The 26,732-nt window shown below is 74.2% G+C and carries 28 protein-coding genes and 1 pseudogene; 11 read left to right on the top strand and 18 right to left on the bottom strand.

Annotated elements, in window-relative coordinates; all coding sequences use genetic code 11:
• Positions 1 to 72: 72 nt before the first annotated feature.
• Positions 73 to 750 (bottom strand): response regulator transcription factor, encoded by a 678-nt coding sequence (locus tag ABFY03_RS27495; protein WP_346171042.1) that lies wholly within the window; start codon positions 748 to 750, stop codon positions 73 to 75.
• On the bottom strand, positions 747 to 1,952 hold the full coding sequence (locus ABFY03_RS27500) for a sensor histidine kinase (protein ID WP_346171043.1): 1,206 nt from the start codon (positions 1,950 to 1,952) through the stop codon (positions 747 to 749). The genes ABFY03_RS27495 and ABFY03_RS27500 overlap by 4 nt, the downstream gene beginning before the upstream one ends.
• Positions 1,953 to 2,053: 101 nt before the next feature.
• On the opposite strand from ABFY03_RS27500, the gene ABFY03_RS27505 reads away from it, so the two are divergent.
• The 4 genes from ABFY03_RS27505 (at position 2,054) to recX (ending at position 5,562) form a co-directional block, all read left to right on the top strand.
• Positions 2,054 to 2,827 (top strand): SGNH/GDSL hydrolase family protein, encoded by a 774-nt coding sequence (locus ABFY03_RS27505; protein ID WP_346171044.1) that lies wholly within the window; start codon positions 2,054 to 2,056, stop codon positions 2,825 to 2,827.
• A gap of 236 nt (positions 2,828 to 3,063) precedes the next feature.
• Positions 3,064 to 3,660 (top strand): hypothetical protein, encoded by a 597-nt coding sequence (locus ABFY03_RS27510; RefSeq protein WP_319008750.1) that lies wholly within the window; start codon positions 3,064 to 3,066, stop codon positions 3,658 to 3,660.
• 197 nt (positions 3,661 to 3,857) lie between these two features.
• Complete coding sequence (gene recA, locus ABFY03_RS27515; protein WP_319008751.1) at positions 3,858 to 4,991, top strand: recombinase RecA; 1,134 nt, start codon at positions 3,858 to 3,860, stop codon at positions 4,989 to 4,991.
• A 4-nt stretch (positions 4,992 to 4,995) separates the two neighbouring features.
• Positions 4,996 to 5,562: a recombination regulator RecX gene (recX, locus tag ABFY03_RS27520; RefSeq protein WP_319008752.1), complete on the top strand. Its 567-nt coding sequence runs from the start codon at positions 4,996 to 4,998 to the stop codon at positions 5,560 to 5,562.
• Positions 5,563 to 5,663: 101 nt separating this feature from the next.
• Here the strand turns inward: recX and ABFY03_RS27525 are convergent.
• The 8 genes and pseudogenes from ABFY03_RS27525 to ABFY03_RS27555 all read right to left on the bottom strand — a co-directional run.
• Positions 5,664 to 6,053, bottom strand: a pseudogene (locus ABFY03_RS27525) (rhodanese-like domain-containing protein); the annotation flags it as partial.
• Positions 6,044 to 6,604: a cupin domain-containing protein gene (locus tag ABFY03_RS27530; RefSeq protein ID WP_319008753.1), complete on the bottom strand. Its 561-nt coding sequence runs from the start codon at positions 6,602 to 6,604 to the stop codon at positions 6,044 to 6,046. The pseudogene ABFY03_RS27525 and the gene ABFY03_RS27530, both read right to left, overlap by 10 nt.
• A gap of 140 nt (positions 6,605 to 6,744) precedes the next feature.
• Positions 6,745 to 6,831 (bottom strand): putative leader peptide, encoded by an 87-nt coding sequence (locus ABFY03_RS37950; protein ID WP_369293336.1) that lies wholly within the window; start codon positions 6,829 to 6,831, stop codon positions 6,745 to 6,747.
• Between the two features lie 32 nt (positions 6,832 to 6,863).
• Entirely contained in the window at positions 6,864 to 8,612 is a 1,749-nt protein-coding gene (locus ABFY03_RS27535; RefSeq protein ID WP_346171045.1) for an FAD-dependent monooxygenase, read from the bottom strand.
• A gap of 332 nt (positions 8,613 to 8,944) precedes the next feature.
• Positions 8,945 to 9,835 carry an amino acid ABC transporter permease gene (locus ABFY03_RS27540; protein WP_346171046.1) on the bottom strand — a complete coding sequence of 297 codons (891 nt, stop codon included), beginning with the start codon at positions 9,833 to 9,835 and terminating at the stop codon, positions 8,945 to 8,947.
• Positions 9,832 to 10,506 (bottom strand): amino acid ABC transporter permease, encoded by a 675-nt coding sequence (locus tag ABFY03_RS27545; protein ID WP_319008756.1) that lies wholly within the window; start codon positions 10,504 to 10,506, stop codon positions 9,832 to 9,834. The genes ABFY03_RS27540 and ABFY03_RS27545 overlap by 4 nt, the downstream gene beginning before the upstream one ends.
• Positions 10,507 to 10,623: 117 nt before the next feature.
• The gene (locus tag ABFY03_RS27550) at positions 10,624 to 11,445 is read right to left on the bottom strand and encodes a glutamate ABC transporter substrate-binding protein (protein ID WP_031014154.1); all 822 of its coding nucleotides are present in this window, start codon (positions 11,443 to 11,445) and stop codon (positions 10,624 to 10,626) included.
• 53 nt (positions 11,446 to 11,498) lie between these two features.
• Positions 11,499 to 12,284, bottom strand: a complete 786-nt coding sequence (locus ABFY03_RS27555) for an amino acid ABC transporter ATP-binding protein (protein WP_319008757.1) — start codon at positions 12,282 to 12,284, stop codon at positions 11,499 to 11,501.
• A gap of 282 nt (positions 12,285 to 12,566) precedes the next feature.
• On the opposite strand from ABFY03_RS27555, the gene ABFY03_RS27560 reads away from it, so the two are divergent.
• Positions 12,567 to 13,292, top strand: coding sequence for a response regulator transcription factor (locus ABFY03_RS27560; protein WP_319008758.1), 726 nt, complete (start codon positions 12,567 to 12,569; stop codon positions 13,290 to 13,292).
• Between the two features lie 18 nt (positions 13,293 to 13,310).
• Positions 13,311 to 14,708, top strand: a complete 1,398-nt coding sequence (locus ABFY03_RS27565) for a sensor histidine kinase (RefSeq protein ID WP_346171047.1) — start codon at positions 13,311 to 13,313, stop codon at positions 14,706 to 14,708.
• Positions 14,709 to 14,724: 16 nt separating this feature from the next.
• Here the strand turns inward: ABFY03_RS27565 and ABFY03_RS27570 are convergent, their stop codons facing one another.
• Positions 14,725 to 15,723, bottom strand: coding sequence for a TAXI family TRAP transporter solute-binding subunit (locus tag ABFY03_RS27570; RefSeq protein ID WP_346171048.1), 999 nt, complete (start codon positions 15,721 to 15,723; stop codon positions 14,725 to 14,727).
• 616 nt (positions 15,724 to 16,339) lie between these two features.
• Here ABFY03_RS27570 and ABFY03_RS27575 point away from each other — a divergent pair.
• The gene (locus tag ABFY03_RS27575; protein ID WP_346171049.1) at positions 16,340 to 17,509 is read left to right on the top strand and encodes a four-carbon acid sugar kinase family protein; all 1,170 of its coding nucleotides are present in this window, start codon (positions 16,340 to 16,342) and stop codon (positions 17,507 to 17,509) included.
• A gap of 6 nt (positions 17,510 to 17,515) precedes the next feature.
• Here ABFY03_RS27575 and ABFY03_RS27580 read toward each other — a convergent pair whose 3' ends face one another.
• From ABFY03_RS27580 to ABFY03_RS27600, 5 genes are all read right to left on the bottom strand, one after another.
• Positions 17,516 to 18,160: a response regulator transcription factor gene (locus tag ABFY03_RS27580; RefSeq protein ID WP_346171050.1), complete on the bottom strand. Its 645-nt coding sequence runs from the start codon at positions 18,158 to 18,160 to the stop codon at positions 17,516 to 17,518.
• The gene (locus ABFY03_RS27585; protein ID WP_346171051.1) at positions 18,151 to 19,314 is read right to left on the bottom strand and encodes a sensor histidine kinase; all 1,164 of its coding nucleotides are present in this window, start codon (positions 19,312 to 19,314) and stop codon (positions 18,151 to 18,153) included. The genes ABFY03_RS27580 and ABFY03_RS27585 overlap by 10 nt, the downstream gene beginning before the upstream one ends.
• 10 nt (positions 19,315 to 19,324) lie before the next feature.
• The gene (locus ABFY03_RS27590) at positions 19,325 to 19,987 is read right to left on the bottom strand and encodes a DedA family protein (RefSeq protein WP_346171052.1); all 663 of its coding nucleotides are present in this window, start codon (positions 19,985 to 19,987) and stop codon (positions 19,325 to 19,327) included.
• Between the two features lie 134 nt (positions 19,988 to 20,121).
• The gene (locus ABFY03_RS27595) at positions 20,122 to 20,742 is read right to left on the bottom strand and encodes a cysteine hydrolase family protein (protein ID WP_319008765.1); all 621 of its coding nucleotides are present in this window, start codon (positions 20,740 to 20,742) and stop codon (positions 20,122 to 20,124) included.
• Positions 20,743 to 20,817: 75 nt separating this feature from the next.
• Positions 20,818 to 21,846, bottom strand: coding sequence for a GlxA family transcriptional regulator (locus tag ABFY03_RS27600; RefSeq protein ID WP_346171053.1), 1,029 nt, complete (start codon positions 21,844 to 21,846; stop codon positions 20,818 to 20,820).
• Positions 21,847 to 21,963: 117 nt separating this feature from the next.
• On the opposite strand from ABFY03_RS27600, the gene miaB reads away from it, so the two are divergent.
• Together miaB and ABFY03_RS27610 are read left to right on the top strand one after the other, a co-directional pair.
• On the top strand, positions 21,964 to 23,493 hold the full coding sequence (gene miaB, locus ABFY03_RS27605; RefSeq protein WP_319008767.1) for a tRNA (N6-isopentenyl adenosine(37)-C2)-methylthiotransferase MiaB: 1,530 nt from the start codon (positions 21,964 to 21,966) through the stop codon (positions 23,491 to 23,493).
• 39 nt (positions 23,494 to 23,532) lie between these two features.
• Positions 23,533 to 24,234, top strand: a complete 702-nt coding sequence (locus ABFY03_RS27610) for a class III extradiol dioxygenase subunit B-like domain-containing protein (RefSeq protein ID WP_319008768.1) — start codon at positions 23,533 to 23,535, stop codon at positions 24,232 to 24,234.
• 69 nt (positions 24,235 to 24,303) lie between these two features.
• Here ABFY03_RS27610 and ABFY03_RS27615 read toward each other — a convergent pair whose 3' ends face one another.
• Positions 24,304 to 24,567: an antitoxin gene (locus ABFY03_RS27615; protein ID WP_319008769.1), complete on the bottom strand. Its 264-nt coding sequence runs from the start codon at positions 24,565 to 24,567 to the stop codon at positions 24,304 to 24,306.
• Between the two features lie 28 nt (positions 24,568 to 24,595).
• Positions 24,596 to 24,979: a hypothetical protein gene (locus ABFY03_RS27620; protein WP_346171054.1), complete on the bottom strand. Its 384-nt coding sequence runs from the start codon at positions 24,977 to 24,979 to the stop codon at positions 24,596 to 24,598.
• A gap of 182 nt (positions 24,980 to 25,161) precedes the next feature.
• Here ABFY03_RS27620 and miaA point away from each other — a divergent pair, with 182 nt between their 5' ends.
• Together miaA and ABFY03_RS27630 are read left to right on the top strand one after the other, a co-directional pair.
• A complete protein-coding gene (gene miaA / locus ABFY03_RS27625; RefSeq protein ID WP_319008771.1) occupies positions 25,162 to 26,100 on the top strand; it encodes a tRNA (adenosine(37)-N6)-dimethylallyltransferase MiaA in 939 nt (312 codons plus the stop codon).
• Between the two features lie 108 nt (positions 26,101 to 26,208).
• Entirely contained in the window at positions 26,209 to 26,661 is a 453-nt protein-coding gene (locus ABFY03_RS27630; protein ID WP_031014138.1) for a hypothetical protein, read from the top strand.
• Positions 26,662 to 26,732 lie beyond the last annotated feature (71 nt).

A 26,732-nucleotide genomic window follows, 5' to 3' on the forward strand; every position in this document is an offset into this window, starting at 1 on the left:
TACCACGAAAGTTGATCGGGGCCGCCCGGGACCCTTAGGGGAGGCCCCGAGGCGGCGGGCCCGGCCGGGGCGTCAGGCCAGCCAGCCGGGGGTGATCATCCCTGATTCGTAGGCGAGGACGACGAGCTGGGCCCGGTCCCGGACCTCCAGCTTGGTCATGATCCGGCTGACGTGGGTCTTGGCCGTCGCGGGGGAGAGGACGAGCCGGCCGGCGATCTCGTCGTTGGACAGGCCGGCTCCGACCAGGCCCAGGACCTCCCGCTCCCGGTCGGTGAGGGCCTCCAGGCGCGGCGCCGGGTCGGGGCGGCGGCCCGCCGGGTCTGCGCGGCCGGCGAACTCGGCGATGAGCCTGCGGGTCACGGCCGGGGCGATGAGGGCGTCGCCCCGCGCCACGACCCGTACCGCGTGCAGCAGTTCCATCGGCTCCGTGTCCTTGACGAGGAAGCCGGAGGCGCCGGCGCGCAGCGCCCCGTACACGTGCTCGTCCTCGTCGAAGGTGGTGAGGATGACGACCTTCACGCCGTCGAGGCGGGGGTCGGCGGTGATGCGGCGGGTGGCCTCCAGGCCGTCGAGGACCGGCATGCGGATGTCCATGAGGACGACGTCCGGGCGGAGTCCGTCGGCGAGGGCGACGGCCTGCTCGCCGTCCCCCGCCTCGCCGACGACCTCGATGTCCTCCTCGTCGGAGAGGATCGACCGGAAGCCGGCCCGGACGAGGGTCTGGTCGTCGGCGAGCACGACGCGGATCATCGCTGCTTCCCTTCCTGCGGGGTGACGGTCGTGGGGAGCCGGGCGTCGACGAGGAAACCGCCGTCGGCCGGGCCGGCGGTGAGCGTGCCGCCGAGGGCGCGGGCCCGTTCGGTCATGCCCCGGACGCCGCTGCCGCCGGCCGCCCCGGCCCGGTCGTCGGGGCCGGGCCGCGCGGTCCCGCCGTCGTCCGCGATCCGGATCCGTACCGTCGCCGCCTCCCAGTCGAGGGTGACGGTGACGGTCGAGGCGGCCGAGTGGCGGGTCACGTTGGTGAGCGACTCCTGCACGATGCGGTACGCGGCGAGGTCCACGGGCGGCGGCAGCGGGACGGGCGTGCCGTTGACCCTGGTGCGGACGTCGAGGCCGGCGGAGCGGGCCCGGGTCGCCAGGTCGCCGAGGAGCGCGAGGCCGGAGGCGGGCGGCGCGGTCGGCGCCGCCTCGTCGGCGCCGCGCAGCACGCCGAGGGTGGCGCGGAGCTCCCGCAGGGCGTCCTTGCTGGTGGTGCGGACCGCGGTCAGGGCCTCGGTGGCGGTGGCGAGCGCGGTCTCGGTGTCGGGGTGCTTGGCCAGCCGGTGCAGGGCGGCGCCGGACTGCACGTTGATGAGGGAGACGGTGTGGCCGAGGACGTCGTGGAGTTCGCGGGCGATGCGCAGCCGCTCCTCGGTGGCGCTCTGCCGGGCGCGGGCCTCCTGCTCGCGCTCGGCCGCCAGGGCCCGCTGCTCCACCTCGTGGAGGTACGCGATCCGGGTGCGCTGGGCGCGGCCCACCGCGACCAGGCTGATCAGCCAGCCGGCGAGCATGGCGAGCGCGGCCTCGTCGATCTGGCGGTGGCCCGGCTCCTGGCGGACCTCGCCGAGGCCGACGGCGAGCAGGGTGGCCGCGGCGAGCGCGACCGCGGCGGCGAAGCGGCCCTCGGCGGCCGTGGTGTACAGCGCGAGGGCGAAGGCGATCATGAGCGGCCCGTCCTGCTCGGAGAGCGGGTAGTAGACGACGCACGCGAGGAGGGTGACGACGGCGACGGCGACCGGCCAGGTCCGCCGGAGGGCGAGCGCGCCGCAGCCGACGACCACGAGGACCCAGCCGAGCGCGGCGCGCGGGGCGGACTCGTGCACCTGCCACCCGGAGATCAGCGTCCAGACCGTCACCAGGAGGAGGACGAGGCCGGCGATCAGGGCGTCGGCGGTCCGGGGCGGGAGGCGCATGGGTCGAAGGATAGGCGGGACGGGTGCCGCCGACCGCCCGATCCCTCTATACTAAAAAAGTTGAATAGGTGGCCAGTGGGGCAGGGGAAGGCGGCCGATCGATGGACGCGCACGGATACCGGCGGTACGTGGCACTCGGCGACAGCCAGACCGAGGGTGTCGGCGACGGCGACGACCGCACCGGGCTGCGCGGCTGGGCCGACCGGCTCGCCGAGCACCTCGCCCGCACGGAGCCGGGTCTCCGGTACGCCAACCTCGCCGTGCGCGGGCGCCTGGCCGGCGCGGTGCGCGCGGAGCAGCTCCCCGCGGCCCTCGCGCTCCGGCCGGACCTGGCCACCGTCGTCGCCGGGGTGAACGACCTCCTGCGGCCGGGCTTCGACGCCGACGAGACGGCCGGCCACCTGGACGCCGTCTTCGCGGCCCTGACCGCTCAGGGCGCCCGGGTGGCGACCCTCACCTTCCCCGACGTCGGCCGGATCACCCCGCTGGCCCGCCCCCTCGCGCCCCGCGTCCACGCCCTCAACGACCGGATCCGGGAGGCCGCGCGGCGGCACGGCGTGACCGTCGCCGAGACCGCCGACCACGACGTGGTCACCGACGCCCGGCTCTGGAGCGCGGACCGGCTGCACGCCTCGCCGCTCGGGCACGCGCGGATCGCGGCCGCGGTCGCCGACGCGCTCGCGCTGCCCGGGAGCGACGACGGCTGGACCCGGCCGCTGCCGCCCCGGCCGGTCCCCACGGGACTGCGCGCCGCCGCGGGCGAGCTCGTCTGGGCCGGAGCCTTCCTCGGCCCCTGGATCGCGCGCCGCGTGCGCGGCCGTTCCTCCGGCGACGGGCGGGTCGCCAAGCGCCCGGACCTCCTGCCGGTGGGGTAGGCGGGACCGGGGGTACGGCCACCGGCCGGTGGGGCAGGCGGACCCCGGCGCCGGCCACCGGCGCGCGCTTCGCCGGCGAGCGCGCCGGAGCGCGTCCGGACGTGCTCCACGGGTCAACGCACCGGGTCCGGTTCAGTCGTCTGTAGGCCGTTTCCGGCGAACCGCGGGAACCCGTCCGATGAGCCTCCTACCGTACGGACTGACCGTGCCCACGCGGTCCTACGAGGAGGAAGCCTGTGTCATCGTCCTGCGACCCCCGCTACGCCCCCGCCGGAGACGTGGACGGGGCGCTGATGGTGATCGACTCCCGGCTCAAGGCCGTCCACGACGGCAGGACCGGGAGCGACCCCGAACAGCAGCGGCTGCTCGACCAGTACACCGCGTCCCTGGATCTGCGGGGCGTCCACGACCTGCTGGACGGCGCCTGCACGCTCGTCTTCATGTTCATGAAGTGGCTGCGCAGGGTCCACGAGGAGCACGAGCGGGACGTCATCGAGTACGTGCTCCCCAGTCTGGTGACCACGCTGCGCATGATGCCCCGGAGCGTCAGGCCCGAGGCGATCCCCACCATGGCCGGCCTGGTGATCGCGGCCGGCACCGGCCTGAGCCCCAGCCTCTGGCGCCGCCAGTACGGGGACTGGACCAAGGAGGAGATGACCGCCCTGGAGGCCACCGCGCTGCTGCTGGCCGAGCACATCAACCGGATCGCCGGCGACGTCGACTTCGCCACCCGCATGATCGGCGAGACGCTCAACCGTGCCGACCGGGAGGCGGAGGCGGGGTGGGAGCCGGGGCTGGGACTCGACCCGGGATGGGACGAGGACGGCGACTAGGACGTTGTCCACAGGGAGCGCGTGGCGCGCTTGACACGAAAATCGAACATCTATTCTTATGAAGGTTCCGGCCCTTGGAATCGCGGGCATCTCGGCGAGTTGTCCACAGGTCGGAGAGACGCGAGAGCCCATTGTCAGTGGCAGGGGTTAGCGTCTTTCACATGAAGCGATCGACTCAAGCAAACCGGGTGGAACCCATGGCAGGAACCGACCGCGAGAAGGCGCTCGACGCCGCGCTCGCACAGATTGAACGCCAATTCGGCAAGGGCGCCGTGATGCGCATGGGCGACCGCACCCAGGAGCCGATCGAGGTGATCTCCACCGGCTCGACCGCGCTCGACGTCGCCCTCGGCGTCGGCGGTCTGCCGCGTGGCCGTGTCGTGGAGATCTACGGCCCGGAGTCCTCCGGTAAGACGACCCTGACCCTGCACGCCGTGGCCAACGCGCAGAAGGCCGGCGGACAGGTCGCCTTCGTCGACGCCGAGCACGCCCTCGACCCCGAGTACGCCAAGAAGCTCGGCGTCGACATCGACAACCTCATCCTGTCCCAGCCGGACAACGGCGAGCAGGCCCTCGAGATCGTCGACATGCTGGTCCGCTCCGGCGCCCTCGACCTCATCGTCATCGACTCCGTCGCGGCGCTCGTCCCGCGCGCGGAGATCGAGGGCGAGATGGGCGACTCCCACGTGGGTCTCCAGGCCCGACTGATGAGCCAGGCCCTCCGGAAGATCACCAGCGCCCTCAACCAGTCCAAGACCACCGCGATCTTCATCAACCAGCTCCGCGAGAAGATCGGTGTGATGTTCGGCTCGCCGGAGACCACGACCGGTGGCCGCGCGCTGAAGTTCTACGCCTCGGTGCGCCTCGACATCCGCCGCATCGAGACCCTCAAGGACGGCACGGAGGCGGTCGGCAACCGCACCCGCGTCAAGGTCGTCAAGAACAAGGTCGCGCCCCCGTTCAAGCAGGCCGAGTTCGACATCCTCTACGGCCAGGGCATCAGCCGCGAGGGCGGCCTGATCGACATGGGCGTGGAGCACGGCTTCGTCCGCAAGGCCGGCGCCTGGTACACGTACGAGGGCGACCAGCTCGGCCAGGGCAAGGAGAACGCCCGCAACTTCCTGAAGGACAACCCCGACCTCGCCAACGAGATCGAGAAGAAGATCAAGGAGAAGCTGGGCGTCGGCGTCCGTCCCGACGCCGCGAAGGCCGACGCGGACACCGCCGCGGCGGGTGCGGCGGACACGGCCGGCGCGGACGACGCCAAGGCCGCCCCGGCCACGGCGGCCAAGGCCGTCAAGGCGACCAAGGCCACCGCGGCCAAGAGCTGAACCGGTGACCGGTCGCACCGAATGGCCGGGTGACAGCCCCGACTCGTCGAGGGCCGAGAAGGAGCTGTCACCCCAGGATCCGGCGGAGCGGGCGCGGGCGATCTGCCTGCGCCTGCTCACCGGAAACCCCCGCACGCGCAAGCAGCTGGCCGATGCGCTGCGCAAGCGGGAGATCCCCGACGACGTCGCCGAGGAGGTCCTCGCCCGCTTCGAGGACGTCGGCCTCATCGACGACGCCGCCTTCGCGGGCGCCTGGGTGGAGTCCCGGCACCACGGCCGGGGCCTCGCCCGCCGGGCCCTCGCCCGCGAGCTGCGCACCAAGGGGATCGACCCCGGCCTCGTTCAGGAGGCCGTCGGGCAGCTGGACTCCGAACAGGAGGAGGCCACGGCCCGGGAGCTGGTGGCGCGCAAGCTCCGCTCCACCCGCGGTCTCGACCGCGACCGCCGGCTCAGACGGCTTGCGGGCATGCTCGCCCGCAAGGGATACCCGGAGGGCATGGCCCTGCGGGTGGTCCGCCAGGCACTGGAGGAGGAGGGCGAGTCCACGGACGGGCTGGAGGAGGGCTACTAGACCTCCCCAGGGGCGGCCGGAAGCGGAGCCGGAGCCGAGGCTGGGGCCGGAGCCGGAGCAGCCGCGGGCGGGGCCGGAGCCGGAGCCGTGGCCGGGAGGAGGACCGGGAGGCCTGCCGCCTTCCACGCCTGGAAGCCGCCGATCAGGTCCGTCGCCCGGTGCAGGCCCAGGCGACGAAGGGACTCCGCCGCCAGCGAGGAGGCGTAGCCCTCGTTGCAGAAGACCACCACCCGCAGGTCGTGACCGGTCGCCCGGGGGGACCGGTGGCTGCCCAGCGGATCGAGCCGCCACTCCAGCTCGTTCCGCTCCACGACCAGTGCGCCGGGGACCAGTCCGTCCCGGTCGCGCAGGGCCGCGTAGCGGGTGTCGACCAGGAGCGCCGCACCCGCCTCGTACTCCTCGTACGCGGTGCGGGCGTCGACCCGGTCCAGGCCGGACCGCACCCGCTCCAGCAGCTCGTCGATGCCGACGCGTTCCCCGCTCACTGCCAGTCCTCCGGGCGCTCGACCTGCTCCAGGCGGAGCACCGCGCCCGTCCGGCTGAAGCGCCGGATCAGCGGGAGCGGCGGGTAGTAGGCGTGCACCGACACGGCGTGGGTGTCGGGGGAGAGGTTCAGCACCTCGTGGAGGTGGTCCCGGCCGAAGGCGCGGCCGGTGCCCGCGTCGAGCCGGCGGGAGCGGTCGAGCCCCTCGGCCAGCTCCAGGGTCTTCCAGCCGCCCGCCGGGAGACGGACGGCGAGCGAGTGCTCGGTGAGGCTGCCGCGGGCGGTGGCGAAGGCGCCGAACGACTCGGCGTGGTCGTGCCAGCCGGTGCCGGTGCCGGGCGGCCAGCCGATGAGCCAGGCCTCGCTGCCGCCGGGCCCGTCCAGGCGCACCCAGGTACGGCCCTCGGGATCGAGCGGCAGGGATTCGACGAGGGCCTGGTCGGCGGCGGTGCGGCGGGCGAAGTCCAGCAGTTCGGCGGCCGTCGGAGGGGCGGCTGCCGGGCGGGTGGGGGCAGGGGGAGGGGTGGCGGGGGAGGGGGTGACAGAAGACGCGGGCACGGGTGACCGTCCTGGAATCGCTGGGTGCGCGCCGCGAGGGCAGACCGGCGGAAGGCCGTCGGCCGGCCGAGGCCACGGAGGGCCGGGGCAGGCAGGGCCGGGCAGGGCCGGGAGGGCGCGCGGGGGAAAGGGAAGCGAGTTCAGAGGGACGGGCGACACACGCAGCCCGCGTAGCGGATCAGGTCCATGTGGACCCTCCGCCACAGGCGTACATCGGTGTCGGTCACGTTCCGGAGTACACCACGCGCGCCCGCGTGAATCAATGGACGTCCGCGGTCCGGTCGTGTCCCAGGGACGCCTCGGCCGGTGCCGGGACGTCGGCGGAGACGGCGGCAGGGGTCCGCTCGGCGTCCGTCGTCCCGGCCGGGAGGGCCTTGACGGGGGAGGCGGGGGCGGTGTCGTCCGGGGCGTTGCCGCGGGCGGCCTCCGCCGCCGCGCGCAGTTCCTCCGGGTGGACGCCGGCGAAGGCGGCGACCAGGTGTCCGTCGGGGCGGATCAGCAGGACGGCGTGGGCGGGCGCACCCGGGTAGGCGTCGGTCACCAGGACCTCCGCCGTCATCGGCAGCGCCTCGGCTGCCTCCTCCAGACGGGGCATCAGGCCGGCGGTCCGCCAGTGCCGGCGCTCCCACACCCCGGAGCCGGGGGCGACCAGCAGGACCAGGAGCCGGGACTGCCCGAGGCGGTCCCGGAGCCGTACCGTCGTGTCGTCGGGGGCCGTCACCCGGACGTCCTCGACGGGGGCGCCGAGCGGGGTGCCCACCGGGATCATGCCGTCGCTGAACGGCGCCGCGAGCGGCGAGTGCGGGTAGGCCGGGGAGGCGCCCAGCGGGCCCCGGCCCAGGTGCCCGTCGGTGAGCAGGGCGTCGTGGCCGCGCAGCGCGCCCGGCAGATAGGCGCGCAGCCCCCCGCCGCCGCGCAGCGCGGGCAGGGCCTGGTCGGCGGTGCGGAGACGGGCGGCGACCGCGGTCCGGCGCTCGCTCTGGTAGCTGTCCAGGAGGGCGTCCGGCGCCGCGCGGTGCCAGGTGAGGGCGAGCTTCCAGGCGAGGTTGTCGACGTCCCGGAGGCCCTCGTCGAGGCCCTGGGTGCCGATCGCGCCCAGCAGATGGGCCGCGTCCCCGGCGAGCAGCACCCGGTCGACGCGCCAGCGGCGGGCGAGCCGGTGGTGCAGGGTGTGGACGCCGGTGTCGAGCAGCTCGTACGGGGGCGTGGTGCCGTCGCACCAGCCGGCCAGGGTCTCGCGGATCCGGGCCACCAGGGCGTCCGGGGTGACGAGTTCGCCGCGCGGCGGCAGCAGCCAGTCGATCCGCCAGACGCCGTCCGGCAGCGGGCGGGCGCTGATCTCGTCGCCGACCCCGCGCCACGGGGGCTGACGGTGCAGCACGGCCTCGCCGGGCCAGGGGAGTTCGGTGCGCAGGGCGGCGACCGCGTGGCGTTCGACCGCGGTGCGGCCGGGGAAGCGCACGCCGAGCAGCTTGCGGACGGTGGAGCGGGCGCCGTCGCAGCCGACGAGATGGCTGCCGCGCCACCAGGTGCCCTCCGGGCCGCGGGTGTGGGCGACGACCCCCGAGCGGTCCTGCTCGATGCCGTCCAGCCGGGCGTCGGTGACGAGCCGGACGAGCGGTTCGCGGGCGATGGCGTCGCGCAGGCCGCGGGCGAGCGCGTGCTGCGGGATGTGCAGGGGGGCGGCCGGCGCGGCGGGCGAGTCCGGGTCCTCGGACCACTCCTCGGTACCGCCGAGCCCCAGGTCGAAGGCGATCTGGCGGGGCTGCCGGCGGCGCTGCATCCCGCGCCAGCCGACCCAGCGCAGCCCCTCGTCGCGGACGGTGGCGCAGCCCAGGCGCTCGACCAGGGCGGCCATGTCGGCGCGCAGCACGACGGTCCGCGCGGGGCGCGGCTCCTCCTTGCCGGAGGTCTCGTCGAGGACGACGCTGGGCACGCCCTGCGCGGCGAGCGCGAGGGAGAGCGCGAGGCCGACCGGCCCCGCGCCCACGATGATCACCGGGTCCACGGCGCGGCTCCAAAAGGCCGGAAAGTCATGGGGGCAGCACAGCAGAGTGTGGCACGAGCCCGGTGCTTGATCACAGACCGTATGCAACCCAGTCAGGGTGTTTTGCGTCAAGTGACGCGGTGGGCGTGGTGCGGCTGATGTCCGGCCGGGTCCGTTTCCGGGCGCGGCGGGTGCCTCGCGTACCGCTTCCCGTCCCACCTGTACCTCCGGCCCCGCCGCTTGCCCCGGATGCAGGCGGTCCGGGGGAGGGCGACGGGGCCGGAAGTGGACGGGCGCGGAACTTGGGGGAAACCGGGCCGGTCGGGGTGGTGGTCGTGAGGCGCGGGCGCCGGTCAGAGGCCGCCGGTGCTCGCCCCGCCCATCTCGACGTTCACGATCGGGGCCGTGTCCTTCGCCGCCGCCGCCTTGCGGCCCTGGCGGAGTCGCTTCTCCAGCCGGGCGGCGAGGTAGGTGAGGAGGGCGTTGACCGCGATGTAGATCAGGGCGATGACGGTGAAGGCGGCGATCGTGTTGGCGCCGTAGTTGGCGGTGATCTGCCGGTTCTGGCTGAGGAGTTCGCCGAAGCCGAGCAGCGCGCCGCCGAGCGCGGTGTCCTTCACGATGACGACGAGCTGGCTGACCAGGGCGGGGAGCATGACCGTGACGGCCTGCGGCAGCAGCACGTACAGCATGGTCTGGCCCTTCCGCATGCCGAGCGCGACGGCCGCGTCGCCCTGGCCCCGGGGGAGCGAGAGGACACCGGCGCGGACGACCTCGGCGATGACGGAGGCGTTGTAGAGCACCAGGCCGGTGACGACCGCGTACAGGGGGCGGAGGTCGGAGCTGACGGGCGTGTAGGCGGCGTACACGGCGCTGGAGAACATCATCAGCAGCAGCACCGGGATGGCGCGGAAGAACTCGACGACCGCGCCGACCGGGACGCGTACCCAGCGGTGGTCGGAGAGCCGGCCGATGCCCAGGGCCGCGCCGAGCGGCAGCGCGATCAGGATGGAGAGCGCGGCGGCCTTCAGGGTCTCGGTCAGGCCGGGGAGCAGATACGTCGTCCACACCTGGGAGTCGGTGACGAACGGGCTCCACTTCTCGGCCGCCAGCTGGTTCTTGTCGGCGAGGGCGGAGAGCACCCAGTACGCCACCAGCGCCAGGACGGCGAGGAAGACGATCGTGTAGACGACGTTGCGCCGCCTGGCCTTGGGGCCGGGGACGTCGTAGAGGACGGAGTTCATCGCTTCACCGCCAGTCGCTTGGCCGCCCAGCCGAGGAACAGGCCGGTGGGGAGGGTGAGGAGGATGAAGCCGAAGGCGAAGATCCCGAAGACCACGAAGAGGGCGTCGGCCTCGTTCTCGATCATCTCCTTCATCAGGAACGCGGCCTCGGCGGCGCTGATGGCCGCCGCCACCGTGGTGTTCTTGGTGAGGGCGATGAGCACGTTGGCGAGCGGGGTGATCGCCGCGCGGAACGCCTGCGGGAGGATCACCAGGGTCAGCACCTGGGTGAAGCTCATGCCCAGCGCGCGGGCGGCCTCCGCCTGGCCCGCCGGGACGGTGTTGATGCCGGAGCGCAGCGCCTCGCAGACGAAGGTGCCGGTGTAGGCGGTGAGACCGAGGATCGCGAGGCGGAAGCCGATCTCCTCGAAGTTCTCGCCGCCGAGCGTGATCTGGAGGGTCTGGTTGAGGCCGAAGGAGCAGGCCACGATGACCACGGTCAGCGGAGTGTTGCGGACGAGGTTGACGTACGCCGTGCCGAAGCCGCGCATCAGCGGCACCGGGCTGACCCGCATGGCGACCAGTGCGGTGCCCCAGATCAGCGAGCCGATCGCCGAGTAGAGGGCGAGCTGCGCCGTCACCCAGAAGGCGCCGAGCAGGTCGTACTGCCCGGAATCAAGAAAGTCGAACACGATGCCCCGCGCTCTCCCCTGGTGGTCGGTCGGTGGGACGGCCGGTGCGTCGGCAGCGGCCGGTGGCGCCGTGACGGCCGCGCCCCGCGGGGGCGGCCGTCACGGCGGCGCGCTCGGTCAGCCCGCGATCTTCGGGGCCGGCTCGTTCTTGTAGCCCGAGGGGCCGAAGTGCTGCTTCACGAGCTTGTCCCAGGTGCCGTCGGACACCATCTTCTCCAGGGCCTTGTTGATCTTGCCCTTGAGCTCGGAGTCGCCCTTCTTGAGGCCGATGCCGTAGTTCTCGTCGCTCATGGAGAGGCCCACGAGCTTGAACTTGCCCTGGTGCTCCTTCTGCGAGGCGTAGCCCGCGAGGATGGAGGCGTCCGTGGTGAGGGCGTCGACGGCCTTGTTCTCCAGGCCGGTCAGGCACTCGGAGTAGCCGCCGAGCTGCTGGAGGTCGGCCTTCGGGGCCAGCTTCTCCTTGACGTTCTGCGCGGAGGTCGAGCCGGTGACCGAGCAGAGCTTCTTGGTGTTGAGGTCCTCGACCTTGGTGATCGAGGTGTCGTCGGCGCGGACCAGCAGGTCCTGGTGGGTCAGGAAGTACGGGCCGGCGAAGTCGACCTCCTTCAGGCGCTTCTCGTTGATCGAGTAGCTCGCCACGACGAACTTCACGTCGCCGTTCTTGATGAGGTTCTCGCGCTCGGCCGACGGGGCCTGCTTCCAGTTGATCTTGTCCTCGGCGAAGCCGAGCTCCTTGGCGACGTACTTGGCGACGTCGACGTCGAAGCCCGCGTACGAGCCGTCCGGGGTCTTCAGGCCGAGACCCGGCTGGTCGAACTTGATGCCGATGGTGATCTTGTCGCCGTTGCTGCCGGAGTCCGAGCCGGTGCCGCAGGCGGTGGCGGTCAGGGCGAGGACGACGGCGGCAGCGGCGGCCGCGGAGGCGTTGCGAAGCTTCATGGTGAAGTTCCCTTGGGTAGGCGTGAGTTGCGAAGACTAGGTCGTCGACTCGCTCAGTGGTGCAGGATTTTGGAGAGGAAGTCCTTCGCCCGGTCGCTGCGCGGGTTGCTGAAGAACTCCTCGGGAGTGGCCTGTTCGACGATCCTGCCGTCGGCCATGAAGACGACCCGGTCGGCGGCGGAGCGGGCGAAGCCCATCTCGTGCGTCACGACCACCATCGTCATGCCCTCCCGGGCCAGCTGCTGCATGACCTCCAGGACCTCGTTGATCATCTCGGGGTCCAGGGCCGAGGTCGGCTCGTCGAAGAGCATCACCTTCGGGTCCATGGCGAGCGCGCGGGCGATCGCCACGCGCTGCTGCTGCCCACCGGAGAGCTGCGCCGGGTACTTCTCGGCCTGCGCGGCCACGCCCACCCGCTCCAGGAGGGCGCGGGCCTTGGCCTCCGCCTCCTTCTTCTCCGTGCGGCGGACCTTGATCTGACCCAGCATCACGTTCTCGAGCACGGTCTTGTGCGCGAAGAGATTGAAGGACTGGAAGACCATGCCGACGTCCGACCGCAGCCGGGCCAGCTCCCTGCCCTCCGCGGGCAGCGGCTTGCCGTCGATCGTGATCGTCCCGGCGTCGATCGTCTCCAGGCGGTTGATCGTGCGGCACAGCGTCGACTTGCCCGAACCCGACGGCCCGATGACGACGACGACTTCACCGCGGCCGATCGTGAGGTCGATGTCCTGCAGCACGTGCAGCGCGCCGAAGTGCTTGTTCACTCCGGACAGGACGACCAGATCCTCCTGGGCCCGGGGGGAGTCCTCGTGGTCCTTGGACACTGCCACTCCGCTCATCGGCCTCTTGCTCCGTCCTCCTCGGTTGGGAGGACACTAGAGACACGTTCGGATGACCGTCATCACATCTGAGCGGAAATTGAGGATAACGATAAGGCCACGGGCGGCCACCCTGGGTGAAGGTGACCTGCGGCGCCGTACCGGGTGAATAACGGAAGCGGGCGGTCCGCCGGGGGACACTTGACTGTGACGTCGGTGATCGGCGTTCATGGGCGTTCGTGCCCCGATCCGGGGCACCCCGGCACACGCTCCCGGCACCCCGGCGAACGAGAGGAGAAGACCATGCGACTGCTGCTCGTCGAGGACGACGACCACGTCGCCGCGGCCCTCTCCGCGATCCTCGCCAAGCACGGCTTCGCCGTCACCCACGCCCGCAACGGCGAGGAGGCCCTCCAGGCCGTCCTCCCCACCGCGCAGGGCGAGCGGCCCTCGTACGGGGTGATCCTGCTCGACCTCGGCCTCCCCGACCAGGACGGCTACCAGGTCTGCGCCCGCATCCGGAAGCTCACCGCCACCCCGGTGATCATGGTCACCGCCCGTGCCGACGTGCGCTCCCGGATCCACGGCCTCAATCTCGGCGCCGACGACTACGTCGTCAAGCCCTACGACACCGGGGAACTGCTCGCCCGCATCCACGCCGTCTCCCGGCGCACCACCGGACCCGGCGCCCCCGACGACGGCGCCGGCGGTACGGGCTCCGCCGCCGAGGCCGCCGTGCTGCACCTCGGCTCCGTCGCCGTCGAGCTGCCCACCCGGCGCGTCAGCGTCGACGGCGAGCCCGTCGCCCTCACCCGCAAGGAATTCGACCTGCTCGCCCTGCTCGCCCAGCGGCCCGGCGTCGTCTTCCGCCGCGAACAGATCATCTCCGAGGTCTGGCAGACCAGTTGGGAGGGGACCGGCCGCACCCTGGAGGTGCACGTCGCCTCGCTCCGCTCCAAGCTGCGCATGCCCGCCCTGATCGAGACCGTGCGGGGCGTCGGCTACCGCCTGGTCGCCCCGGCCGCGTAACCCCCGGCCGCCCCGCCCGTGCGCACCCGACTCCTCCCCCTGCTCATCGTCCTGATGGCCGGGGTCCTCCTCGCCCTCGGCTTCCCGCTCGCCGCCAGCCTCGCCGCCGCCCAGCAGCAGCGGGTCGTCGTCGACCGGCTCGACGACGCCGCCCGCTTCGCCGCCCTCGCCCAGTTCGTCGACGACCCCGCCACCGTCCGGGACGACCGCCGCACCACCCTCAGCGGCGAGCTCGCCAGCTACCACGACGTGTACGGCATCCGGGCCGGCATCTTCTACCGCGACAACCGCGCCATGGCCGCCGCCCCCGAGGGCTGGGTCGTCCCGTACGAGGGCGAGGGCCGCCGCGCCTTCAACGAGGCCCTGCTCGGCCGCCGCAGCCACGACCCGCCGCAGGTCTGGCCCTGGCAGCCGGACGCCCGCCTCACCATCGCCTCCCCGGTCGTCCGCGACGGGGACGTCATCGCCGTCGTCGTCACCGACTCGCCCACCGGCGACCTCCGCGCCCGCATCCTGCGCGGCTGGCTGGTGATCTTCGCCGGCGAGGCCGCCGCCATGCTGCTCGCGGTCGGCGCCGCCGTCCGCCTCACCGGCTGGGTGCTCCGTCCGGTACGGGTCCTCGACGGCGTCACCCACGACATCGCCACCGGCCGGATGAACTCACGGGTCGCCGAAGCCGGCGGACCGCCCGAACTGCGGCGCCTCGCCCGGTCCTTCAACGAGATGGCCGACCACGTCGAGGAATCCCTCGAACAGCAGCGGGCGTTCGTCGCCGACGCCTCCCACCAGCTCCGCAACCCGCTCGCCGCGCTGCTGTTCCGGATCGAGCTGCTCGCCCTCGAACTCCCCGAGGGGAACGAGGAGATCGCCTCCGTGCGCACCGAGGGCAAGCGGCTCGCGCAGGTCCTCGACGACCTGCTCGACCTGGCCCTCGCCGAGCACGCCGACGCCGACCTCCGGCTCACCGACGTCGGCGCCCTCACCGCCGAGCGGATCGCCTCCTGGCGGCCGGTCGCCGACGGGAAGGGCGTCCGCCTGGTCGGGGAGTGCGGGGCGGTCACCGGCTGGGCGGACCCGGTGGCCCTGTCCAGCGCGCTGGACGCGGTCGTCGACAACGCGCTCAAGTTCACGCCGGAGGGCGAGCAGGTCACCGTACGGGTCCTCCCGGGGCGCGACAGCGTCGAGGTCGTCGTCGCCGACCTCGGCCCCGGCCTCACCGAGGACGAGCTGAGCCGGGTCGGCGACCGCTTCTGGCGCTCCGGGCGCCATCAGAACGTCAAGGGCTCGGGCCTCGGCCTCTCCATCGCCCGGGTGCTGCTCACCGCCACCGGCGGCGGGATCGCCTTCGCCCCGAACGAGCCGCACGGGCTGCGGGTGACGGTCACGGTGCCGCGGTGCGCGCCCACCGACGCGTGACGCCGGGGCGTACGGCTCAGGGCTTGACCGAGCGGTAGTAGCGGCGGGCGCCGTCGTGGAGGGGCAGGGGCTCCGTGTAGACGGCCGTCCGCAGGTCCACCAGCTGTGCCGGGTGCACCTGGCTGCCGATGGCGTCCCGGCTGTCGATCACCGAGCGGGTGAACCCCTCGACCAGGTCCGGATCGGCGTCGGCAGTCGTCACCATCAGGTTCGCCACCGCCAGCGTCTGCACCGGCTGCCCGTCCTGCGCGGCCTGGTAGGCGTCGGCCGGGATCGTCGCGGAGCGGTAGTGCCGGGTGGACGAGCCCACGTCCCGCAGCGCGTCCACGAGCGGGGCGTCCATCGGGATCAGCCGGACCGGGGTCCGCTCGGACAGCTTCTGCACGGCCGTGGTCGGCAGCCCGCCGGACCAGAAGAAGGCGTCCAGGTCGCCCTTCTCCAGCATCTCCGGCATGGCGTCGATGCCGACCGGCACCGCGGTCACGTCCCGGGACGGCGTGATCCCGGCCGCGGCGAGGACCCGGTCCGCTATCAGCCGGACGCCCGAGCCGTCCTGGCCGACGCCGACCCGCAGCCCGCGCAGATCGGAGACCTTCTGGACCGACGAGCCCTTGCGGACCACCAGCTGGATGTAGTCGTCGTACAGCCGGGCGCAGCCGCGCAGCCGCTCGAAGCCCGGCCTGCGGTCGCGGATGTACTGCGCCACGGCGTCGGCGGTCGCGACCGTGAAGTCGGCCTCGCCGGAGGCCACCCGCGCCAGGTTCTGCTGGGAGCCCTCGCTGTCCTTGAGGGTGATCGACACGTCGGGGAGGTCCTCGGCCATGGCCTGCTTCAGCAGCTCGCCGTAGTGCTGGTACACCCCGGAGCGGACGCCGGTGCTGAACGTGACCGAGCCGCTGGGCGTCGAGGTCCCGAAGGGCGCCAGCCACCACAGCAGCACCCCGCCCAGCGCGAGCAGCGCGGCCGCGAGCGCGAGGACGCGGCGGCGGGCGGCGCGGGCGAGCGAGGGGACCATGCCAGCGATCCTGCCAGGTGGCCCACGCCCCTGACCAGGGCGACCGGGCGCAGAAGCCTGTGACGTCCGCTGCCCGACCGCGGCGGGTGGCCCTCCGTGGCTCTGCGTGTCCGCCGGCGGCGGGGCGGGTGGCTGCGGGTGGCACGGGGGCCACCGTGAGCGAGGACGGGACCGTGGAGAGCGAGGGGACCGTGGAGAGCGAGGGGACCGCGCGGCCGCCGCGAGCGAGGGACCACCGGGCCGGCGTAGGCGGACCACGGGATCCGCCGGGGCGGCGTGAGCCGCGGTCCGCCAGACCGCCGTGAGCGCGGACCGCCGGGTCGGCGTGAGCCGGTGGGTGCGCTGCGCCGAAGTGGTGAGCGGGGGTTCGGAGGGGGGTCGTGCCGTGTGTCCTGCCGGGGCGGCGGGGTCCCGGCGGTTAGCGTCGGTCCCGCTCGGTGATCTTGAGGGCAGTTCCCCCTGCCCGCCCCTGGCCCCCTGCCGAGCCGCCGACCCACGCCCTGTCCCACGGCGGTATCGGCCGTGCCCGTGGCCCGTTCCCGCTGGACCGGGCGGGCCCGGGCACGTGAGGGTGGGGACCGGTACCCGCACCCGTACGACCCCGAGGAAGCCGCCGATGCACTCCGCCGCGCCCGTCACCCCGCCCCGCGTCGCCGTCCTCGCCGACGACCTGACCAGCGCCGGGGACGGCGCGGCGCCGTTCCGCCGGGCCGGCCACCGGGCCCGGGTCCTGCTCTCCGGCAGCCCGCTCGCCGGCCACGGGCAGGAGGACGGGGTCCTCGCCGTGGACCTCGGCAGCCGGCTCCTGGACGCGGCCGCGGCCGGCGACCGCACCCGCGAGGCGGCCCGCGCCCTGGCCGGGGCGGGGCTGCTCCTCAAGACCGTCGACTCGACCCTGCGCGGGCACGTCGCCGCCGAGGTCCACGCCGCGCGCGAGGGCTCCGGGCGACCGGCCGTGGTGATCGCCCCGGCCTTCCCCGCCGAGGGCCGCACCACGCTCGCCGGCGTCCAGCACGTGCGCGGCGTACGGGTCGACGAGAGCGAGTTCGCCCGCGACCCCGCCCACCCGGTCCGGACCGCCGACCTCGCCCGGATCCTCCCGGACGCCGTGCTCGTCGGCCCCGACCGGACGGAGCTCCTCCCCGAACTCCTCGCGGACGGCGGGCTGTTCGTCTGCTCCGCCGTCACCGACGCCGACCTGGACCGGATCGTCGCCGCCGTCCCCGACCACCGGGCCGTGCTGTGGGTCGGCTCGCCCGGCCTGGCCGCCGCCCTCGCCCGCCACCACGCCCACCCGGACCCCTCCGCCGAGACCGGCGAACTCCCGCCCGCCGCCCGCCCCCTGGTCGCCGTCGGCAGCGCCAACCCCGCCACCCGCCGCCAGCTCGACCTGCTCGCCGCCGCGCCCGGCGCGGTCAGCGCCGACGCCGCCGATCGGCTGCGGGCCGCCGACACCCCCGTACGCATCCTCCACACGCCCCACGAACGCCGCGCGGATCCGGCCGAGTTGACCCGCCGGCTCGCCGCGTCCGTGGCCGCCCTCGCCGACCGCGCCCCCTTCGACGGGCTGGTGCTCACCGGCGGCGAGACCGCCGAGGCGGTGCTGCGCGCGCTCGGCGCCCACGGCATCGACCTCCACGACGAACCCGAGCCCGGCATCGCCCGCGGCACCCTCGCCGGCCCCGCCGGCCTCTCCCCGGTCCCCGTCGTCATCAAGGCGGGCGGCTTCGGCGACGACCGCACCCTGCTGCGCCTGCACGCCCTCCTCACCGGCGGTCCCGCCTGAGGGGGGCTACGCCTCCAGATACCGCAGGACCGCGAGGATCCGGGGGCTGTGGCCCTCGGTCCCGCGCAGCTCCAGCTTGTCGAAGACCGCGTTGAGGTGCTTCTCCACCGCGCTCAGCGACAGGTGCAGCCGACGCGCGATCGCCGCGTTCGTGTATCCCTCCGCCAGCACCTGGAGCACCTCCCGCTCGCGCGGGGTCAGCCGGGCCAGGGGATCGGCGTGCGCGCTGCGGACCACGAGCTGTCGGACGACCTCCGGGTCGAGCGCCGCCCCGCCCGCGTGGATCCGCTCCAGCGCGTCCAGGAACTCCTCGACCTGCGCCACCCGGTCCTTCAGCAGATAGCCGACCCGCTCGGCGCCGCCCGCGAGGAGCCGGGCCGCGTAACTCCGCTCGACGTGCTGCGACAGCACCAGGACGCCCGTCCCGGGCAGCCGTTCGCGAATCTCGACGGCCGCCCGCAGGCCCTCGTCGGTGTGCGTCGGCGGCATCCGGATGTCCACCACGACCACGTCGGGGTGGAGCGCCTCCGCCTCGGCGACCAGCGTCTCCGCGTCGCCGAACGCGCCGGCGACCTCGTGCCCCTCCTCCGCGAGCAGACGGGCGACCCCCTCCCGCAGCAGGGTCGAGTCCTCGGCCAGGATCACACGCACGGCAGCTCCGCGACGATGGTGGTGGGTCCCCCGAGGGGGCTGTCGATCCGCAGGACGCCGTCGAGCGCGGCGACCCGCCCGCGCAGCCCGGTCAGGCCGCCGCCCGCCGGATCCGCGCCGCCCCGGCCGTCGTCCTCGATCCGTACGGTGAGCGGGCCGCCGGGCGCCCCGGTGACCCGTACCGAGACGGCCGTGGCGTCCGCGTGCTTGGCCGCGTTGGTGACGGCCTCGGAGACGACGAAGTACGCGGCCGTCTCCACCGGGCGGGGGAGCGGCCCCGCCACCTCGTAGGCGATCCGCAGCGGCAGCGCGCACCGCTGCGCCACCCCGCCGAGCGCCTCCTCCAGGCCGAGGCTGTCCAGCGCCGACGGGTACGCCCGCCAGGCCACCTCGCGGAGTTCGGCCAGCACCTCCCGGGCCTCCCGGTGCGCCTGCCCCAGCAGCTCGGCCGCCCGCTCCGGGTCCCGCGCGCCGCCCCGGCGGGCCCGCCCGATCAGCATGGCGAGCGCCACGAGCCGCTGCTGCACCCCGTCGTGCAGGTCCCGCTCGATCCGCCGCCGCTCCGCGTCCACGGCCCGCACGACGGCCGCCCGGCTGACCGACAGCTCGTCGATCCGGCGCCGCAGCAGCTCCCGCTCCGAGGGCCCGAAGTGCTCCCGCGCCAGCCGGGCGTCGAGCGCGGTCAGCGCGAACAGGCCCTGGAGGCCGAGGAAGAGCAGGACGCCCCCGAGGACGAGCTGCGCCAGCAGCTCAGCCGGTCCGAAGGCCCCGCGCACCACACCGCCGACCAGCAGCACCGCGAGCACCAGGCCGAAGCCGAGCAGCGCCAGCACGACCGCGCAGACGAGCCCGGCCCAGGACCGGGCGGCCAGGTAGCGGACGGCGCCGCCCCCGCCCCGTCCTTCGTACGCCTCGGGGAACCGGTCGCCGAAGAAGCGGGTCCGCCGCCTCCGCTCCACCTCCACGAGCCGCCGGGCGCCGGAGCCGAGGAGGTCCAGGGCGTACGCCCGCGTCCGCGGCCACAACAGGAAGCCGCCGAGCGCGACCCCGGCCACCAGGAGGTACAGCAGCCCGGCCGGCGCGGTCAGACACCCGGCCACCACCCCCGCCGCCCGGCGCCCCCCGAACCGCCCCCCGCCACCGTCCCGTTCCACGCCGTCCACCCTAGGCGCGCCGGTGACGGGGCTCCGCCCCGCGCCCCCGGAGGCGTACGGTCAGCCAGGTCGCGGCCGCCGCGAGGACCAGGACGACGACGGCCTTCGAGGCCACCCCCACGTACGACTCGACCAGCTCCCAGCGGTCGCCGAGGGCGTAGCCGGCGAGGACCAGGACGCTGTTCCACACGAGGCTGCCCACGGTGGTGAGGAGGAGGAAGAGCGGCACCGGCATCCGCTCCACCCCGGCGGGCACCGAGATCAGGCTGCGGAAGATCGGCACCATCCGGCCCAGCAGGACCGCCTTGGTGCCGTGCCGCCGGAACCACGCCTCGGTCCGCTCCAGGTCCGCGACCTTCACCAGCGGCAGCCGCCCCCACAGCGCGTACATCCGGTCCCGGCCGAAGAGCGCGCCGATCCCGTACAGGGCCAGCGCGCCCACCACCGAGCCGAGCGTCGTCCAGAACAGGGCCGAGGCGAGGCTCAGCACGCCCTGTCCGGCGGCGAAGCCGGTCAGCGGCAGGATCACCTCGCTCGGCAGCGGCGGGAAGAGGTTCTCCAGCGCGATGGCGGCCCCGGCGCCCGGCCCGCCGAGCGCGTCGACGAGGCCGGCGGCCCAGCCGGCGATGCCGCCGGCGGGCTCCTGGGCGAGAGCGGTCGGGAACGGCGTCATGAGCCCTCCATGGCTGTGGGAAGGTCCCCCGGCGGACCCGCCGGGGGACCCTCCCCACGCTAGGAACCGCTGCCCGGAGCCGGTATGCGCGTTCCCGTCCGGCGCCCCTGCGGAAAACCGCAGGGGCCGGCGGCTCAGGCCGGCAGGTCCGCGGCCGTCGGCACCACGACCGCGAACACGTCGGTCAGTCCGGTCAGCGCGGCCCGCTTGAGCTCGGCCGCGGGCACCACCGTGCCGTCCGGCGCGGTGAGCGCGCGGGTCGCGGTCGCCTCGGCGACGACGGTCGGCCGGTAGCCGAGGTTGAACGCGGCCTGGGCCGTGTAGTTGACGCACATGTGGGTCATGAACCCGGCGAGGACCAGGTCCTTCCCGCTGCCCGCCGCGAAGCCGAGGCCGGTGAGGACCTTCTCCAGGTCGGTGGCGTGGAAGGCGTTCGGGAAGTTCTTCACCACGACCGGCTCGCCCTCGGCCGGGGCCACCTCGTCGCTGATCGCGCCGACGTGGGCGGTGAGGTCGTACGGGGAGCCCTCGCCGCTGTCGTGCTGGACGTGGACGACCGGGGTGCCGGCCGCCCGGGCGCGGGCGAGGAGCCGCGCGGCCTCGGCGACGGCCTCCTCGGCGCCCTCCAGCGCCATCACCCCGGAGCGGTAGGTGTTCTGGAGGTCGATGAGGACCAGGACCGCCTCGGAGAGCCGGGCCGGCTCGTCGGACAGACCGGAGAGGGAGCGCAGGGGGGTGGAGGGAGAGAGGGACATCTCGGTGCCTTTCGTGAGGAAACGGAGTGTTTCAGGGCAGGGCGAAGCCGCCCGCCCAGGGGGGAAGAGGGAGGTTCAGCCGGTCCCGGTGCGGAACCGGCGCCGATACGCCGCCGGCGTGGTCGCGAGCTGCCGCCGGAACGCCCGGTGCAGGGTCTCCACCGAGCCGAGCCCCGCCCGCGCCGCGACCTCCGCGAGCGGTGCGTCCGAGGTCTCCAGATGGCGCCGGGCCACCTCGATCCGGGCCGCCTCCACGTAGGCGGCGGGGCTCGACCCCGTCTCCTGTGTGAAGACCCGGGCGAAGTGCCGCTCGCTCAGGCACATCCGGCCGGCCAGCCGCTCCGTGGACAGGTCGCCGTCGAGGTGGTCCGCGATCCAGAGCCGCAGCTCGTCGATGTCCCGCCGGCCGGCCGCCGGACGGCTCAGCGGCACCGAGAACTGGCTCTGCCCGCCCTGCCGCTTCAGGTACATCACGAGCTGCCGGGCGACCGCGAGCGCGGTCTCCTCGCCCAGGTCCTCGGCCACCAGGGCGAGCGAGAGGTCGAGGCAGGCGCTGATCCCGGCCCCCGTCCAGAGCCGGCCCCGGTCCGACCGTACGAAGATCGGATCGGGGTCGACGGCGACCTCCGGATGCGCGGCGGCCAGCTGCGCGGCCGTCGACCAGTGGGTCGTCGCGGTCCGGCCGTCGAGGAGGCCGGCCGCCGCCAGGACGTGCGCGCCGACGCAGACCGACGCCACCCGGCGGGCGTGCGGGGCGGTCTCCCGCACCCACCGCACCACCTCCGGATCGAGCCGGGCGACGACCCCGCCGTCCGGAGCCGGGTCCACCGCCCCCGGCACCAGGAGGGTGTCGACGTCCGCGCCGACCTCGTCGAAGCCGAGGTCCGCGAGCAGCCGCACCCCGGCCGAGGTCCGCACCTCCCCGGCGCCGCCGGGCGCGGCCAGCCGCACCCGGTAGCGGTCGCCGCCCGCCTCCCGGTTGGCCAGCGCGAACACCTCGGCCGGCCCGGTGACGTCGAGCAGGTCCACGTCGGGGAAGACCGCGACGACGACCCGGTGGACGGGGTGCCCGTTGGGGCTCGCGGGGGAGTACGTCTCGGTCATGCCCACACCCTCGCCCGCACCGCCGCATGACGGCAATGACGATTCCCTGTCACATCCGGACACCGGGGCCGGACGGAGCCCGCTGGAGAGCGCCTACTCTTGAATACTCTTGAAGGCATGACCAGCAGCAGCGACCGGAGTCTCACAGTGGGCATCGAAGGACCGAAGACCTACGACATTCGCACCTACGGGTGTCAGATGAACGTCCACGACTCCGAGCGGCTCTCCGGTCTGCTGGAGGAGGCGGGCTACGTCCGCGCGCCCAAGGAGGCCGACGGCGCCGACGTCGTCGTCTTCAACACCTGCGCGGTCCGCGAGAACGCGGACAACAAGCTGTACGGCAACCTCGGCCACCTCGCCCCCATGAAGACCGCGCGCCCCGGCATGCAGATCGCCGTCGGCGGCTGCCTCGCCCAGAAGGACCGCGACACCATCGTCAAGCGGGCCCCCTGGGTCGACGTCGTCTTCGGCACCCACAACATCGGCAAGCTGCCGGTGCTGCTGGAGCGCGCCCGCGTGCAGCAGGAGGCGCAGGTCGAGATCGCCGAGTCGCTGGAGGCGTTCCCCTCCACCCTGCCGACCCGCCGCGAGTCGGCGTACGCGGCCTGGGTCTCGATCTCGGTCGGCTGCAACAACACCTGCACCTTCTGCATCGTCCCCGCCCTGCGCGGCAAGGAGGAGGACCGCCGCCCCGGCGACATCCTCGCCGAGATCGAGGCGCTGGTCGCCGAGGGCGTCTCCGAGATCACCCTGCTCGGGCAGAACGTCAACGCCTACGGCTCCGACCTCGGCGACCGCGAGGCGTTCAGCAAGCTGCTGCGCGCCTGCGGCGCCGTCGAGGGCCTGGAGCGGGTCCGCTTCACCTCCCCGCACCCGCGCGACTTCACCGACGACGTCATCGCCGCCATGGCCGAGACGCCGAACGTGATGCCGCAGCTGCACATGCCGCTCCAGTCCGGCTCGGACACGGTCCTCAGGGCCATGCGCCGCTCGTACCGCCAGGAGCGCTTCCTCGGCATCATCGAGAAGGTGCGCGCCGCGATCCCGCACGCCGCCATCTCCACCGACATCATCGTGGGCTTCCCCGGCGAGACCGAGGAAGACTTCGAGCAGACCATGCACGTGGTCCGCGAGGCCCGCTTCGCGAACGCCTTCACCTTCCAGTACTCCAAGCGCCCCGGCACCCCGGCCGCCGAGATGGACGGCCAGATCCCCAAGGAGGTCGTGCAGGCCCGCTACGAGCGCCTGGTCGCCCTCCAGGAGGAGATCTCCTGGGACGAGAACAAGAAGCAGGTCGGCCGCACCCTGGAGGTCATGGTCGCCGAGGGCGAGGGCCGCAAGGACGGCACCACCCACCGCCTCTCCGGCCGCGCCCCCGACAACCGGCTCGTCCACTTCACCAAGCCCGACGAGGACGTCCGCCCCGGCGACGTGGTGACCGTCGAGATCACCTACGCCGCCCCGCACCACCTCCTCGCCGAGGGCCCGACCACCGCCGTCCGCCGCACCCGCGCGGGCGACGCCTGGGAGAAGCGCACCGCCGCGGCCGCCGCCAAGCCGGCCGGCGTGCTGCTGGGCCTGCCGAAGATCGGCGTCCCCGAGCCGCTCCCGGCGGCCGAGGCCCCGGCCTGCGGCGTCGGCCACTGACACCGCGCTCCGCGCCGACGGGGCAGTAGGCTGCGGATCATGCTTGTCGCCGCAGCCGTGTGCCCCTGCCCGCCGCTCCTCGTGCCCGAGGTCGCCCGCGGCGCCGCCCCCGAGCTGGAGGCCGTGCGGGAGCACTGCGCGGACGCCCTCGGGGTGCTCGCCGCCGCCCGGCCCGACCGGCTGGTCGTCGTCGGACCGGCCCCGGAGGGCGCCCGGGGCGCCTTCCCGGCCGGTGCGGCCGGCTCCTTCGCCGGATTCGGCGTCGACCTGACCGCGCGGCTCGGCGAGGGCCCCGGGGGCCGCCCGCTGCCGGCCTCGCTCGCCGTGGGCGCCTGGCTGCTCTCCCGTACCCGCTCCGACGTGCCCGTCGAGGGGCTCGGGATCGGCGAGCGGGCCACCGCCGAGGAGTGCGCGGAGACCGGGCGGCGGCTGGCCGCCGCGGACGAGCGGGTCGCCCTGCTCGTCCTGGGCGACGGAAGCGCCTGCCGGACCGTGAAGGCCCCCGGCTACCTCGACGAGCGCGCCGCCGGCTTCGACGCCGAGGCCGCCCGCGTCCTGGGCTCCGCCGACGTGCCCGGCGTCCTCGCCCTCGACGCCGCGCTCGCGTACGAGCTGAAGGCGGCCGGACGCGCCCCCTGGCAGGTCCTCGCGGGCGCCGCCGAAGGCGCCGGTCTGGCCGGCCGCCTCCTGCACGAGGACGCCCCGTACGGCGTCGCGTACCTGGTCGCCGTCTGGTCCTGAGCCCGGAGCGCCCGAAGGGGCGGTGGCCGCGGAGCACTCCTCCGCGGCCACCGCCCCTTCGCGCGCGACTCAGCCCGCCGGGGGCGGGGGCGGAGGCGTGCCGTCGCCGCCGGGCGTGCCGTCGTCCTTGTGCTGGATCCGGTCGAGGGCGTCCTTGGCCTTGCCGGTGCCGGACTGGATCTTGTCGCTGTACTTGCCCTTGGTCTTCTCGTCGACCATCCTCGCGGCCTTGTCCAGGCCGTGGTCGATCTTGTCCCCGTGCTGTTGCGCGAGGTCCGCGACCTTGTGCTTGGCCGGGCCCAGCTTCGCCTTCAGTGAATCCAGGAGACCCATGGGGCACCTCTCCGTGTCCGTGTCCTGCCTACGTGCGGGCGGCTTCGCCGGTCTCGCTGTCCGCGTCGGCGGCGGTGCCGGCCGACTGCTGCCGCGGGATCTCCACCACCTCCGCGACGGACCCGGCCGCCTCCGGAGCGTCCTCCTCGGACTCCGTCGGCGCGGCGGACACCGCCTCGGCACCGTCCGTCCCGGCGACGGCCGCGTCGGCGGACGCCTCCGGCGCGGAGTCCGCCGGGGCGGTCACTCCCGCGACGGGCACCCGCGTGACCGGTTCGTCCGCCTCGGCGGTCTCCGCCGCGCCGGACTCCTCCGTCACACCGGGCTCGGTCGCCGCTGCCTCCGCGGACACCTCGGCCACGTCCTCCGCCGTGCCCTTCCTCTTCCGGCGAAACATAGCGAAAACGCCCATATTCACTCCTCAGCCTACTCGTCAGGGGGTGCCGCGTGGGGAAGCGGCGGCCGGAACACGGCCCGAACGTGGCCGGAACACCACGGAACGTCGGCCGGAACCACGCTCGGGCAACGAGCCCCACGCCCTCCTGTCACGTCGCTCGTTCGGGGACCCCTCCCGAGGTTTGCGAGACTGGGACGGTGAGAAGCGCAGCTCCCGCACCGCGGGTCATCGCCGTCGTCGGCCCCACGGCGGCCGGAAAGTCCGATCTGGGAGTCTTCCTGGCCCAGCAGCTCGGCGGCGAGGTCGTCAACGCCGACTCGATGCAGCTCTACCGCGGGATGGACATCGGAACCGCCAAACTGACGCCCGAGGAGCGGGGCGGGATCCCGCACCACCTCCTCGACATCTGGGACGTCACCGAGGCCGCCAGCGTCGCCGAGTACCAGCGGCTCGCCCGCGCCGAGATCGACCGGCTGCTCGCCGAGGGCCGTACCCCCGTCCTCGTCGGCGGCTCCGGCCTGTACGTGCGCGGCGCCGTGGACGCCCTGGAGTTCCCCGGCACCGACCCCGAGGTCCGGGCCCGGCTGGAGGCGGAGCTCGACGAACGCGGCTCCGGCGTCCTGCACGCCCGGCTGGCCGCCGCCGACCCCGAGGCGGCCCGCGCGATCCTCCCCAGCAACGGACGCCGGATCGTGCGCGCCCTGGAGGTCATCGAGATCACCGGCAAGCCCTTCACCGCCAACCTTCCCGGCCACGAGTCGGTCTACGACACCGTCCAGATCGGCGTCGACGTGGCCCGCCCCGAACTCGACGAGCGCATCACCACGCGCGTGGACCGGATGTGGGAGGCCGGGCTCGTCGACGAGGTCCGCGCCCTGGAGGCGCTCGGGCTGCGCGAGGGGCGCACCGCCTCCCGCGCGCTCGGCTACCAGCAGGTGCTCGCGGCGCTCGCGGGGGAGTGCACCGAGGACGAGGCGCGCGCCGAGACCGTCCGCGCCACCAAGCGCTTCGCCCGCCGCCAGGACTCGTGGTTCCGCCGCGACCCGCGGGTCCACTGGCTCAGCGGGGCCGCCGATCACCGCGGGGAACTCCCGCGGGAGGCGCTGTCGTTGGTCGAACGAGCGGTTACAGCCTGATCACGTGATGGCATCGGGACGCCCTGCCCGTCATTTCGGCGGTCGCGAGCGTGCCATCATCGAGCATCGATCGACCAAGTGGAGTCCGAGTGGGGAGGGCGCGTGGCGATGGAGGCCGGCCCTCGCGACAGAGAACAGCACGAGTCGGTGCCCGGGGCTGCCCCGGGGCTGACGCCCGACGGGCCCGACGACGCCGAGGGCTCGGCGGTCGAGGTCGACGCGGGCGAGGTGGAGGTCGAGCTGCGCCCGCGGCGCCTGCTGAGGATCTGGCAGCTCGCGCCGATCGTCGGGCTCGCCGCCGTCGGCTCCCTGATGTTCGCCTTCCCGCTTGCCTTCGGCTCCGGCGACGGCGGCGCGGTCGTGGCCATGCTCGGCCTGCTCATCAGCTTCTGCGCCGCCGGCTGGGGCATGATGGCCGCCCGCAAGGTCGGCTACACCTGGCCGGGGCTGCCGAAGCGCGGCTCCGGCGAGCGGCCGGACTGGCGGGTCCTCGCCCTGTACGTGACCACCATCGCGGCCCTCGTCGCGCTCGCGGTCTGGCGGGTCGCCCGGCTCCGCTGAGCCACCCTGCCCGGCAGCGCTGAGCCGCCCCCGGCCTGCTCCGCCGAGCCGCGCCCGGCCGGCACCGCCCG

Origin of the sequence: Streptomyces roseofulvus (assembly GCF_039534915.1) — a bacterium.
GTDB classification, from domain to species: domain Bacteria; phylum Actinomycetota; class Actinomycetes; order Streptomycetales; family Streptomycetaceae; genus Streptomyces; species Streptomyces roseofulvus.